Origin of the sequence: Zunongwangia sp., from assembly GCF_048269745.1 — a bacterium.
Taxonomy (GTDB): domain Bacteria; phylum Bacteroidota; class Bacteroidia; order Flavobacteriales; family Flavobacteriaceae; genus Zunongwangia.
Genome location: NZ_JBLXIB010000003.1, coordinates 1 through 12971 on the forward strand (window position 1 = coordinate 1; position 12971 = coordinate 12971).

Annotated in this window: 17 protein-coding genes and 1 tRNA gene; 4 read left to right on the forward strand and 14 right to left on the reverse strand. The window is 35.5% G+C overall.

Annotated elements, in window-relative coordinates:
• Window positions 1-153: 153 nt before the first annotated feature.
• Complete coding sequence (locus tag ACN0WI_RS04825) at window positions 154-804, forward strand: HAD family hydrolase (protein ID WP_417885506.1); 651 nt, start codon at window positions 154-156, stop codon at window positions 802-804.
• Between the two features lie 172 nt (window positions 805-976).
• Window positions 977-1432: a hypothetical protein gene (locus ACN0WI_RS04830; protein ID WP_417885507.1), complete on the forward strand. Its 456-nt coding sequence runs from the start codon at window positions 977-979 to the stop codon at window positions 1430-1432.
• A gap of 412 nt (window positions 1433-1844) precedes the next feature.
• Here the strand turns inward: ACN0WI_RS04830 and ACN0WI_RS04835 are convergent, their stop codons facing one another.
• From ACN0WI_RS04835 to ACN0WI_RS04900, 14 genes are all read right to left on the reverse strand, one after another.
• Window positions 1845-2324, reverse strand: coding sequence for a hypothetical protein (locus tag ACN0WI_RS04835; RefSeq protein WP_417885508.1), 480 nt, complete (start codon window positions 2322-2324; stop codon window positions 1845-1847).
• Between the two features lie 71 nt (window positions 2325-2395).
• Window positions 2396-2938 (reverse strand): hypothetical protein, encoded by a 543-nt coding sequence (locus ACN0WI_RS04840; RefSeq protein ID WP_417885509.1) that lies wholly within the window; start codon window positions 2936-2938, stop codon window positions 2396-2398.
• A gap of 2 nt (window positions 2939-2940) precedes the next feature.
• Entirely contained in the window at window positions 2941-3324 is a 384-nt protein-coding gene (locus ACN0WI_RS04845) for a hypothetical protein (protein ID WP_417885510.1), read from the reverse strand.
• Window positions 3308-3736: an HK97 gp10 family phage protein gene (locus ACN0WI_RS04850; protein WP_417885511.1), complete on the reverse strand. Its 429-nt coding sequence runs from the start codon at window positions 3734-3736 to the stop codon at window positions 3308-3310. Before ACN0WI_RS04850 ends, ACN0WI_RS04845 begins: the two co-directional genes overlap by 17 nt.
• A 5-nt stretch (window positions 3737-3741) precedes the next feature.
• Window positions 3742-4029 carry a hypothetical protein gene (locus tag ACN0WI_RS04855; protein WP_417885512.1) on the reverse strand — a complete coding sequence of 96 codons (288 nt, stop codon included), beginning with the start codon at window positions 4027-4029 and terminating at the stop codon, window positions 3742-3744.
• Window positions 4026-4325, reverse strand: a complete 300-nt coding sequence (locus tag ACN0WI_RS04860; protein WP_417885513.1) for a DUF6706 family protein — start codon at window positions 4323-4325, stop codon at window positions 4026-4028. Before ACN0WI_RS04860 ends, ACN0WI_RS04855 begins: the two co-directional genes overlap by 4 nt.
• Window positions 4326-4473: 148 nt before the next feature.
• Window positions 4474-5622, reverse strand: a complete 1149-nt coding sequence (locus tag ACN0WI_RS04865) for a major capsid protein (protein WP_417885514.1) — start codon at window positions 5620-5622, stop codon at window positions 4474-4476.
• Window positions 5622-5993 carry a hypothetical protein gene (locus tag ACN0WI_RS04870; protein WP_417885516.1) on the reverse strand — a complete coding sequence of 124 codons (372 nt, stop codon included), beginning with the start codon at window positions 5991-5993 and terminating at the stop codon, window positions 5622-5624. Before ACN0WI_RS04870 ends, ACN0WI_RS04865 begins: the two co-directional genes overlap by 1 nt.
• 18 nt (window positions 5994-6011) lie before the next feature.
• Complete coding sequence (locus ACN0WI_RS04875; RefSeq protein ID WP_417885517.1) at window positions 6012-6635, reverse strand: hypothetical protein; 624 nt, start codon at window positions 6633-6635, stop codon at window positions 6012-6014.
• Between the two features lie 58 nt (window positions 6636-6693).
• A complete protein-coding gene (locus ACN0WI_RS04880) occupies window positions 6694-6909 on the reverse strand; it encodes a hypothetical protein (RefSeq protein ID WP_417885518.1) in 216 nt (71 codons plus the stop codon).
• Complete coding sequence (locus ACN0WI_RS04885) at window positions 6902-7300, reverse strand: hypothetical protein (RefSeq protein WP_417885519.1); 399 nt, start codon at window positions 7298-7300, stop codon at window positions 6902-6904. Before ACN0WI_RS04885 ends, ACN0WI_RS04880 begins: the two co-directional genes overlap by 8 nt.
• A 458-nt stretch (window positions 7301-7758) precedes the next feature.
• Window positions 7759-7834, reverse strand: a tRNA-His gene (locus ACN0WI_RS04890).
• Window positions 7835-7895: 61 nt separating this feature from the next.
• The gene (gene bshB1 / locus ACN0WI_RS04895) at window positions 7896-8615 is read right to left on the reverse strand and encodes a bacillithiol biosynthesis deacetylase BshB1 (RefSeq protein WP_417885520.1); all 720 of its coding nucleotides are present in this window, start codon (window positions 8613-8615) and stop codon (window positions 7896-7898) included.
• 1 nt (window position 8616) lies between these two features.
• Window positions 8617-9768, reverse strand: a complete 1152-nt coding sequence (locus ACN0WI_RS04900) for a trans-sulfuration enzyme family protein (RefSeq protein ID WP_417885521.1) — start codon at window positions 9766-9768, stop codon at window positions 8617-8619.
• Between the two features lie 220 nt (window positions 9769-9988).
• On the opposite strand from ACN0WI_RS04900, the gene ACN0WI_RS04905 reads away from it, so the two are divergent.
• Together ACN0WI_RS04905 and ACN0WI_RS04910 are read left to right on the forward strand one after the other, a co-directional pair.
• Window positions 9989-11728 carry a thiamine pyrophosphate-dependent enzyme gene (locus ACN0WI_RS04905; RefSeq protein ID WP_417885523.1) on the forward strand — a complete coding sequence of 580 codons (1740 nt, stop codon included), beginning with the start codon at window positions 9989-9991 and terminating at the stop codon, window positions 11726-11728.
• Window positions 11729-11834: 106 nt separating this feature from the next.
• On the forward strand, window positions 11835-12887 hold the full coding sequence (locus ACN0WI_RS04910; protein ID WP_417885524.1) for an NAD(P)-dependent alcohol dehydrogenase: 1053 nt from the start codon (window positions 11835-11837) through the stop codon (window positions 12885-12887).
• Window positions 12888-12971: the final 84 nt, after the last annotated feature.

A 12971-nucleotide genomic window follows, 5' to 3' on the forward strand; every position in this document is an offset into this window, starting at 1 on the left:
TGGCTAACACAGTGTATAAATAATTGCGGTTTTAGTGCTTTATCAAAGTTAGTTTTTACCTTTAAAGTAAAGTTATAAACCGAAAAGTATACGAAATAAATCCGCTACTATTCATACACAAACCGTTACCTACAATTAAAACAAAAAAAGTCAATGAAAATAAAAGGAGTAATATTTGATTTTAATGGAACCCTTTTTTTTGATACCCATTTACACAATCAAGCATGGGATATTTTTTTAAAAAAGCATTCCCTAGGATTAAACAATAAAGAAAAGAATCAAAAAATTCACGGAAAAAATAATGAAGAAATACTAAAAAATTTATTCTCAGATAATCTTACTAAAGATGAAATTGTAAAATTAAGTATTGAAAAAGAGAATATTTATCAAAGACTATGTTTAGAAAACGAAATGGTATTAGCACCTGAATCAGAAGAGTTTATAAATTTCTTATGCTTAAAGAATATTCCATATACAATAGCCACAGCTTCTGATTTGTACAATTTAGAATTCTACTTTAAACATTTGGACTTAGGAAGATATTTTGAGCTATCAAAAATAGTTTATAGCAACGGGGAGATAAAAAGCAAACCAAATCCCGAAATCTTTTTAAAGGCAATGGAAATACTTCGAATTGAGCCAAATGAAACCTTAATCTTTGAGGATTCCACTTCTGGAATAAAAGCTGCGGAAAACTCAAATGCAGGCAAAGTTATTATTATAAAATCTACAGATGAGGAATATAAAGAATGGAATTATGATATTATCAATTCTTTTGCAGAAGTTGATAAGTCCCTATTTTAAGATAACTGTAGGTAACAATGGCTATAAGTAATTGCTTGTTCTCGCCTACTTCTGAAAATCCTCGCGGACTTTCTATCTGTGATTTATTTGCTAACTTTAGTGCTTAAACACGCCACTAATCTTATACAACAACGTTGGTAGCAAGCAGAACCCATAACAGTCAAATTCTAAAATGAACAAAGTATTAAAAATAGGTTTGATAATAACTCTTATAGTAATTGTGTTTGTTTCAATATTTATTTGGCGTTTTTTAGGAAAACCCTATTATCGAATTAGCTTAATTGGAACAGAATATATAGAGAATGCTGATGAATTAATTTATGCCAATGAGCAATTAGAAAACAAACTCTATCTAATAAAAAAATATAAGTACTCTGAAGATAAGTTATTAATTGGATTTGGTGGAGGAAATTCAGTGACTAACGATTATTATGCTTATGGAGTTGCAAACGAAAAACGTAATATTTTATTAGAACCTAAATTTCAATTTATATCATCAAAAACAAATTCACAGAAAGAACCAATAATTTTTGGATTACCATATATTGAAAAAGGAAATGAAAAAATGATGTTTTATAAAATTGAAAATGGAAATTTTGAACCCATTGATGAAAAAGCCAGCTGGTAACAATTTATATAACAATTATCGGGTTTTGTCAAAAAACTTTAATTTTAGAAAACCAAGCATGAAAGGTAAAATGACGAAAGAAGAATCTGAAAAATGAACTTTACAGCTTATGGTTAAATGGTGAACTACCAAGTAATTTCACCATAGAACACTCCGAATATGATAGAGCTGTTGAACAAATGATGGAGAAGGGATATTTAGAACATTCGGATTTTTTTTAATTACCTCTTCCCTCCCGAATGCTTACTAACCAAATCAAAGAAATCAACGGGCTTATAGGGATCTTGCTTTTCTTCCTTTTTCTTATCCGTTTTTGTCTGTGGAATAGAAGCATTTAAAAAGATCAAATTCTGGTAGGATCGGTGCCAAAGTATTTCATCCCAACTATAATTATAATAGTGAGAAATTGATCCTATGAATCGGTAGGGGTTGAATCGTTCCGGTTTATCTTCCTCATCATCATTGGATTGGTCTGGCTTGCAATCTGGAAAGAGTGCAAAAAAAAATCCGACTGGCTTTTGATGGCCGTTTCTTTGAAGATCATAAAGATCTCTTTGGTAGTCGCATTGGCTAACAGAAACTTTTCATACCACTTCGGGTAATCACTTTGTTTATTCCAAGAAATCCTACAAATAACCTTCACCATCACTTCAGCATACGGCAATACATCATTTAAAGTTAACTCCTTTTGCTCGTTCAAAATATCTTCTGGCACTTCTTGAAGCAATTCTGAACACATCGCCAGCGCACCCAAACAAGGGGGCTTCACCACAAAATCAATTTCCTTTTTATCTTTTAATTTTTCTGGAAGCATCGAATTGTCTTCAACTTCTACGTGAAAGATAGAAGGCTTCTCAATCATTGACTGTATCAATTTTTGCTGATCGTTCATAGGTAAAATTTAAAAAAAGCCGTTATTCATCACGATAACGGCTTTTCAACAATTAATTTAATCATGAGCAATTAAACCACATCTTCAAACCCTAAGATGTAAGGGTGTCCTTTGTCGCCTGCTACACTTTCAGGAGTATTTGCAGTAAATACTACTTCTACTGCTGGAAGTCCGTTTTTAGTGGCTGTTCCTTGATCTCTGGTATTCGCTTTTGCGTAAGGCATTTTAAAAACAGCTCTTTTGCCGTTTATTTCCTTGCTCTCGAATTTAAATGATCCATAAATTGAAGGTTTGGCCGCTGGTGCCATATAATTTCCTTCATCTTCGCCATCATCTACGGTTCCCACTTTACCGCCCATAAGTTCAACACGCTGTTCAGGTGTCAATCCATAGAAACGAACGGTTACCGTAGTAGGATCTACAGTACCATCTACAGTAAGATAATTATCATTATCTTCTGTTCCGATATTCTCTTCTGTAGCATTAGCACCTTCAATGGTTAAGGAACCAAGTTCTATGTCGGTGAATTCTGTTAATTCCGTACCCATAACTCCGTCTCCGGCAGGGCCAAAATAAACTTTCTTTACACCTAATACGTTATTAAATTTAGCCATCGCTATAATGTTTGATATTCAAATCGAATGTTTTGATAACTCATTCCGTCTCTGTCCTGATCGTCAAAAGGCCCTTTCTCATCATCTACCTGAAAATGAAAAGTTCCGTTTGCTGTAACTTTTGTTACATCGTCCAGAAGTGGAAGTATAATGTCTAGTCGTTCTTTGAATCCTGCGCCATCAGTTAATTGCTCACCAATGTTAGGACCATAAATATTTACGTTGCCAAAGCCGTTTTGTAAGTACTGGTTTGGATTGTTGATCGTATTAATAACAATGAACCATCCTTGTAACTTTACCGAAGCTTTATTAAGATACACCTTATCAAGCTCTGGACTATTCAGAACCTCATACAAGGCCAGTAATATGTTATAACTTGATTGCACCTAATAAATCTTTGATATCGTTATCATTTGGGGCAGAACCCGTAATTACATCGTAACCTAAGCTTTCTACAGCTGCCGCATAACTCATTCCAGCCACTCCAATCAGTACTAAACCTTTTGGGTATTGACTTGAAACCTCATCAACAAAGTTTAATCCGGCTGTTACACCGTCTTTTCCATCTTCGTCGCCTTGGTTAGCAGCTTTAAAATTCCTGTCAATAATATGCCCATCGTCAAGAATCACATAGCCAATAGAAGCACGTAAATTACCTGTATCGTCTACATAGGTTTTTGTAGCTCTAGCTTTATTTACAAACTCTTCACCAGCATATTTCAACGCCTCGATTGTCTTCGCTTTTGCATTATCAATCTGGTCCTGCATGTAATCACGAACCTGATTAAGTGAAAACATTGCTTTTAATCCAGCCATAACTCACAATGTGTTTGATAAGGCCAAGCTTGTCTAATAGTGATACTTCTACCAAAAATTAAAAGTTTTTTTCCGTCCAATGCGTTCGGATCAGCTTTCAATATATCAGGTGTTTTATCACAAAAGAATTTAGCTTTATAATCAATATTCTTATTCCCTGGTGCCGACTCATACCTTCCTTTTACTTCAATATCTTGAGTCGTTTTGGTTGGTAATGGATCATCGCTAAGGGTTTCAATCTCAATTACGGCCGTATGTGGATAACGTTGTATCATAACTTCACCCTTTTGATTGTTGGCTTTCCGCTAGTATACTTATCATCACCCCATTTCTCATAAATAGTATTGGCTTGCTCTCTCAAAGAACTTCGATCGTACTTAATAGAAAGCGAACCTTCCGAAAATTCAGGCATAATCGTCATTCGCATATAAATATCAGCTTCTACTAATTCAATGCTTTGATTACTACTATAAGCAGCCTGGGGATCTACTCCCCGGGCTGTCATTATAGCGTTTTTTATGCCCTGACTAACTTCAGGTACGATTTCGTTAAGCCAATCGGTATTTGTCATGCTTATGCTGGTTCTTCTAGTTCAGCTTCGAACAGTTTCACACCTTCAGCAGATAAGCTATCGATCTTACCAGCTAAGGTTTCATCTTTCTGGCTCTCTGTTGCTTTAGGAGTTTCATTTGCAGCATTAATACCGGCTACTACTGAAGCTAAGGTGTAGTTTTTGTCCCTTTGTAGGAATAAACAGCATCACCTTCGGTTTGAGCATCTTCGCTAGCGGTTGCCTCCTCTGCATTGATGTAGAAGAAAGATTCTACATTCTGAAGTACAGGAAATACAATTGCCTCTACTCCTGTAGCGTGGCTCACAGGATCAGTAGTACCCCAGTTTTTAACCAAGATATAATCATTGGCTTTAGAGTACTGTACATCTTCAACCGGGAATTCTTCTTCAGCAAGAGTAGAATAAACCAAAGAACCAATATTAGTTCCGGTAGTAAGTACTACCATGTTTTGCTCCCAAGCCTCTACAACGATTCTTTTACCGTTCTTTTGATGCACAAAGTTTCGCTCAACAACAATTAGATTTAATCCTAAGGTTCTTGACAACAAACCTCTAATTTGATCTTCATCCAACGTAGGGATATTAGGATTATCGCCTGAGAAATTGTTGTTCCAAGCAAACTGAGATTTAATCTGGTTATTATCCAAAAGATTATCCAAAGTATCGGCACCCATCCAAATGGTGTTTGGATACTCGCCTTTAGCTCTCGCTGCTTTTTTAATCCTTCTTAAATCAGTGATTGGCTTTGAAGATGGATCACTCCATTTCCCAGTAACTCCAAACTGATTACTCTTAGGAATATCATAGCTGGCTCTTACAGCTGTTCCTGTGTTGTTTTCTTCAGGTATTAGCATAGTTCCTCCCGAAAAACCAACATACATAGCTTCCTCAATAAGCTCTTTAATACCGAAAATACCATTCTCGGAATCATTGAAAACTTTACGAGCAAGTTCCATTTTTCTTCCCGGATCACGTCTAAGAATACGAAGCGTATTCATTTGCTTTTCATTCAGAATAAACTTCATCCCCATTTTTGGTACTTCACCTGAAGCGCTTTTAATGGTTGATCTTGACTTCACAGGTAACGGAGAATCATAAGCTACAAAATCAGCTGTGATACGAGTGTAATTTCCACTAACAGAGCTATAGGTCATATCAGCACTATACTCAGGCGTTAAATAACGCTCGTGATCGTAACTTGGAGCATCTTTGGAACCGTTCACTTTCTCGTATTGAGCAAGAACAACACCTTCCATATACTCATCAATCAGATCTTTAAATATTGATACTGCCATTAGTAGTCTGGTTGATTATAGATTCCTAATGCTTTCAAAGCATCTAAGGAATTCTGATTAAACTTATACTTTACCACTTCGTTGTTGATGTACCCACCAGTCATAACACCGGTAGAAGGTTTAGCAGTCCTAGTAGTAGAACGCACAACCCCAACGAGTAAAGTGTGTTTTGAGCCGTCAACAGGTTGCGGCTTGAATTCGCCATCTTCACGAATTACCCCATGGCCTTCATAAATGAATCGATCAGTGAATCCTGTAGTATTAAGTACAGCTCCACCTTCTAAACCGTGAATGTATTTCTTGATAGCTACGCCGTCGATGCCTTCGGAATACTCCTTTTGATCTTCAACGCTTAAATCTAATATTGCCATAGTATAGGTTTTAGATTATTAGCCTACGATTTTTGCAATGTCCTCTTTTGATGGTTTTTTAGCCCCATCTTGATTTCGAGGTGCCGGCATTCTTTGTTGTCTTGGATTAGGGTTTGGATCAGTCGCGATAGTTCCACCATCTTCAACGAATTTCGTTTTAACGGTTTCAAATTGCTCCTCAAAATCTTTGTCTAAATCCATTTCATGCACGTATGCGGGTAGAATGCCTTTGGATTTTAAGAAGTCCTTCGCTTTTTGCTGCTTTTGTTCCAGGGTTTCAGTCTGTTTAGCTTCTTCCTGTTCCTTACGCCACTTCTTCATTTCTTTGATTTCCTCAAGTAATGCTTTCATAGCAGGATCTTTAGTTTCGATTTCCTCCTCTTCGTCCGGTTCTTCTTTCTCAACGAAATTGAATTTCTTTTTCAAGTTGTCCTCACGAGTTTGAACGGCTTTTCCAAGTCGCTTATCATAATCACTCTGAACCCCTTTAATCCTTAGAGCTTCGTCAAGATTTGTTGGTATTGCGAGGTCTTTAAATCCCTCAATTTGATCGGGTTTGATCCCGAATGATTCAAGCGCCTTAGCTGTGTCCTCGTCTTCGAGTGCTAAACCAAGTTTCTTGATAAATTCTTCAAATTTCATCGTACGATTGTTTTGTTCGTTATTTGATTGATTGCTAAGATATCTTAAGACCTTTCTTTTAGAAACTTAATTCTAATTGCAAGTGCGTAGTTGCTATTTTGCGATTTCGGTAACGGGTATAATCCATGTACGCGGTTTTCTCGGAAACGGAAAATATAAATGCCGCTTCCTCCACTGCTTTTTTAGTCGTGTACTTATATCGCCTTTTTTTATTGCCGATAAATACACCGATTAAATTCTCACGCTTACGAACTAAATCCATGTTCCTATTCATTGATATAGCGATTAATCCTATCCTCATCAATATGAAGGTAGAAGCTGGATAGGTCGTTGATTAAACTATCGAATGTGCCATCATGGGTTTTGATGTACCAGTCGATAAATAACTTTCGGTTGTTCTCTGGATGCTGGCCATATATCTTAATAAATTTTAAACGTGTTTTCTCAATAACATCTAATACAATGGTAGATAAGCTAATCTTGGTTTCAATATTAGGCGTAACCTCCTCTACTGAAATAACCGTTTCAGTAATTGCCGGGGTAGCATGATAAATTTGAGAGCTTCCAACCTTTGGCGGTCTAGATGCTTCTACCAAGTCGGTTTTCTTCCAAGGGAATTTCTTTTCCCCTTGCGATACGTCATATTTAACTTTGTATATTTTCATTCGGTGTGATGATCCCGGATTTAGTGATTGTAAAATTATCTTTCAGGAAATATGGTTTTGACTTCCAGTTGTTGATCTTGTCAGCATTGGCATTCAAATAATCCAATGCATTTTTTGGTATATTCTTTACAAGGTGGCGTTGGTCAATTGATCCACCAGCTAAATATTCTTTGATTTTGGAGCTAGACATCAGTAATAAATAACTGATTCAAATGTAACTAGACTCAAAAACTAACTTTGGTTTTTCTTTGATGAGAAAGAATTAATTTTACTGGAAAAACCTGATCGGTTTCTTTGTCGCTTTTATAAAGTTGAATCTTACCTTTCATATCAATCGCAAACTTTACGTAAACAAAAGTACTTTTTGTCTGCGAAAATGGACGATTTTTGAAGAATGTATATTTAAATAAAAACCTTTATTAAATGAAAAACCCCGCTATTAGCGGGGTTTCGTAAAAGGGTGGAAGACCGGGTTCGAACCGGCGACCTCTGGAACCACAATCCAGCGCTCTAACCAACTGAGCTACATCCACCATTTCAAATTTCGGTTGCAAATGTAAGTGTTTTTTACCTTACCACAAAGAAAAATTTACAATTAAATTAAGTCGAATACCGAATCTACTGCTACATAGCGCTCTACAGTAAAACCTTCAGCATAATTTTTATTAATTATACGCCCTAAATCTTGTGCGCGGTATTGTACACTGTCTAAAAAATTACTGCTAGATATAGGCGTTTTAGGTTCTTTACTATCCGGATCGTAAAATTGAGTACTATATGCTTTAACAGCATCCATTTTTTTTGTGATAAATCCTGAAATATCTAAAACTACATCCGGCTCTATGTTTTTCCACTGAATATAATGTAAAACTAATTTGGGGCGCCATTCTTTTAAATTCTCGCCATCTACAACAGTTTCTATACGGCGCAAACCGCTTAAAAAACAGGCATCGCTAGTTAATTTTGAACCTTTACCATGATCGATATGTCGATCTTCAACTGCATTACACAATACAATTTCAGGACGGTATTTTCGAATCATTTTTATAATCTCAAGCTGATTTTCTTTATTATTTTCAAAAAAAGCATCAGCAAAACCAAGATTTTCTCGTACAGAAACACCCAATATTTTAGCAGCATCTGCAGCTTCTTGAGCTCGAGTTTCTGCTGTTCCACGAGTACCCATTTCTCCTCGAGTTAAATCTAAAATACCTACTTTTTTTCCTTTTGAAATTTCTTTAGCTAAAGTTCCTGAACATCCTAATTCAACATCATCTGGATGGGCTCCAATAGCCAAAATATCTAATTTATTCATTTTATAAAATACGATTTATTGCTTGTTCTATATCTGTAATTAAATCTTCTACTTCTTCAATCCCTACTGAAAACCGAAGCAATCCATCTTTAATTCCTTGATCTTTACGCTGTTCAGCAGTAAGTAAAGCATGAGAAGTCTCTGCTGGCGACAAAATAGTACTCTCTACTCCTGCTAAACTCATAGAGGGTTTTATTAGCTGCAATCCTTTCATGAACTCTTTAGGATTTAAATCTTTCACTAATTCAAAAGATAACATTCCTCCAAATCCTGTCATTTGTTTTTTAGCAATTTTATGATCAGGATGGGAGGATAAACCTGGGTAATACACCTTATCAATATATTTGCTTTGCGATAAATAAGCAGCCATTTTTTGTGCATTTTGGCTTTGTGCATTTACTCGCAATGCTAAAGTTTTAAGGCTTCGCTCTAATAACCAAACTGTATAGTCGCTTAAGTTACCTCCTAAATTTCTTCCAATACTAAATATTTTTTGAATATTTTTTTCGGAAGCCATTACAGCTCCTGCTAAAATATCACTATGTCCTCCCATATACTTTGTAGCGGAATGGATTACAACATCTATACCTAATGCAATAGGTTGTTGGTTAATAGGTGTAGCAAAGGTATTATCAATCATGCTTACCAAACCTTTATGCTTAGCCAAATTTGCAACCGCTTCAATATCCGTTACTGTAAGCAACGGGTTAGAAGGTGTTTCTATATATATTACTTTAGTGTTTTCCTGTATTTTTTCTTCAAAAGATGTAATTTTTAAGTCTTTTGTAAAACTATAAAAAATACCAAATTTTTCGAACTCTTCTAAAATAAAGTTACTGGTACCGCCATAAAGTGTTTTCTGAAAGACAACATGATCTCCTTTTTCTAAAAAACCTAATAAAGCTGTACTTACTGCAGCCATCCCACTACCAAAAAGTAAAGCCGCTTCGGTATTTTCTAAAGCTGCCATTTTTTTTGCTAATGCTACTTGGTTTGGAGTATTAAAATTCCGAGGATATCTTTTTTCTTCTACCTCATCAAATGCATAAGAAGTAGCCATAAACAAGGGAGAAACGGCTCCTTTAAACTGTTTATCTTCCAATTCTCCTGCATGAACACAAGTAGTATTTGTCCCATTAAATTTCTTTTCCATAAGATTTTAGTTTACGGCTTCTAAGGTACGGATTCAAAAAAACTTTTAGGAATCTTACTCTCTGTTTCTAATTTTAGTACGTAACGATAACGTAATAGTGACTTTAAATTCAAAACTTTATAATAGTCTTAGCATTTTACTCCCAGGCTTTACCAGCGATTTAACATAAAAAACAACGATATCGACTTACTTTTAAATTTGTTAAAATTTAATTTAGATCATGGGAAAAAAAGTTGCAGATATTTTAGTAAATATGTTAGTTGAAGCAGGTGTTAAACGTGTATATGCTGTTACCGGGGATAGTTTAAATCCGGTAAACGATGCAGTAAGACGCGATGGTCGCTTGCAATGGATACATGTTCGTCATGAAGAAGCAGGCGCTTATGCGGCTTCTATGGACGCGGAATTAGATGGCATTGGATGCTGCATGGGAAGTAGTGGTCCCGGACACGTCCACTTAGTAAATGGATTATACGATGCTAACCGAGCTGGAAACCCTGTAATTGCAATTGCCTCTACTGTTGAAACTGACAAATTAGGAACCGAGAATTTCCAAGAGACAAATGTTACTAAGCTATTTGATGATTGTAGTAAATACTGCTTTATGTCAAATACCCCAGCTCAAGCAGTTCACGGATTTCAACATGCTATACAAAGTGCAATCCATCAAAAAGGTGTTGGTGTAGTAGGATTACCAGGAGATGTTGCTTCTGCAGATGCAGTACATATTACTACTTCAGAACAAAATTATTACTCAAATTCTAAATTATTACCTAACGATGAAGAACTTAAAACTTTAGCCAAGGTTTTAAATGAAAATGAAAAGGTAATGGTGTATTGTGGACATGGTTGCCGATATGCACAAGAAGAAGTAATGCAATTAGCGGACAAGTTAAAATCTCCAATGGGCTTTAGCTTCCGAGGAAAAATATTCTTTGATAAAGACACAAATCCCTATGCTGTAGGTTTGAATGGATTATTAGGAACCAAATCGGGATTTAAAGCTATGCATGAGGCAGATGCGCTAATTTTATTAGGAACAGATTTTCCATATACAAGTTTCCTCCCTGAAAAAAACACCATTATTCAAATTGATGAAAAACCCGAACGAATTGGTCGTCGAGCAAAAGTTGATTTTGGATATCAAGGAAAAATTAAAGATACATTAGAAGCTTTATTACCGCTTTTACAAATTAAAAAGGATGATTCTTTTCTTTCAGACATGAGAAAAGTGCATAAGGAAGTAGAAGAAAAATACGATAGTTACGTACAATCAAAAGGCAAGGATAATAAAATTCATCCGGAATATGTAGCTTCTATTATAGATGAAGTTGCTAGTGACGATGCTATATTCACTGTAGACACAGGAATGAGTGCCGTTTGGGCTGCTCGATATTTGAAAGGTAAGAGAAATCGATATTTAACAGGATCGTTTAATCATGGATCAATGGCTAATGCTATGCCTATGGCTATTGGTGCAGGTTTAGGACACCCAGATCGACAAGTTATTGCGCTTTGTGGAGATGGAGGTTTATCAATGCTATTAGGAGATTTAATGACAATAAGCCAATATAATATACCTGCTAAAATCTTTATTTTTAATAATGAAACTTTAGGAATGGTTAAATTAGAGATGCAAGTAGAAGGATATCCTGAGTGGCAAACCGATATGGTAAATCCAGATTTTGCGTTAATTGCAAAAGCCATGAATATTCATTCTTGGGTTGTAAAAGAACCAGAAAATGTACAAAAAGCATTAACGGAAGCATTTGCTCATACTGGACCGGCTGTAGTAAACATTTTCACCGATCCAGATGCGTTAGCGATGCCTCCGGAAATTAAATTCGATCAGGTAAAAGGATTTGCAACAACAATGGGCAAACTAATGCTAAACGGAAAAACAGCTGAAATTATAGATACCGCAAAATCTGACATGAAGTATCTAAAAGAACTTTTTTAAATTAAAAAGTAACTTAGATCAATAATTCTGGTTAAAAATCCGTTAAACAAAATTAGTGAAAATTGAAATCGATAGATTTCAGCTAATTTCGCTAAAAATTTGAAATATGAATACTACAGAAGTTAAAGCATTTGGAGCTAAATCTTCCGATGCAGATTTAGAACAACTTACTATAAATAGAAGAGAAGTTAAAGCTGATGATGTTGAAATAGATATACTATATTGTGGAGTTTGCCATAGTGACATCCATACAGTAAGAAACGATTGGGGCGGATCTAAATATCCGGTAGTTCCTGGTCACGAAATTGTGGGAAGAGTTCTTTCTGTTGGGAAAAATGTTTCTAAATTTAAAGAAGGTCAATTAGTTGGCGTTGGTTGTATGGTAGATTCTTGCCAAGAATGTGATTCTTGTAAAGATGGTTTAGAGCAATACTGTGAAAATGGTATGGTAGGAACTTACAACGGAGCAGATAAACATTTAGGAGGACACACATATGGTGGCTATTCTGAAAAGGTAATTGTAGATCAAAAATTTGTTTTGAATGTTCCTGAAAATTTAGATGCTAAAGCTGTAGCTCCTCTACTTTGTGCAGGTATTACTACATGGTCTCCATTAAGAAATTGGAATATTAAAAAAGGTGATAAAGTAGGTGTTATTGGACTTGGTGGTTTAGGCCACATGGGAATCAAATTTGCACATGCAATAGGTGCAAAAGTGGTTATGATTACTACATCTCCTGGAAAAAGTGAAGATGCTAAAAAATTAGGAGCATACGAAGTTCTTATTTCAAAAGACCAAGAGCAAATGGCTGATCATAAAGCAAGCTTCGACTTTCTTTTAAATACCGTTCCTGTAAAGCACGATCTTAACCCATACATCGGTTTATTAAAAAGAGATGCTGCTATGGTAATGGTGGGCGCAATTGAGCCTCTTGAATTCCATGGAGGTGGATTAATAGCTGGTAGAAAAAGCCTTGCTGGATCTTTAATTGGTGGTATAAAAGAAACGCAAGAAATGCTAGACTTCTGTGGAGAACATAATATTGTTTCAGATATCGAAATGATTAATATGCAAAACATTAATGAAGCCTATGAGCGTGTAACTAGTAACGATGTTAAGTATCGCTTTGTAATCGATATGCAATCGCTTAAAAATTAATTTAAGTTACTTGCTGATATTCGATAAATTATAACAAATATTTATTAAAGCTGCTTTTAAGTTATACTCTACCAAATTGTAACT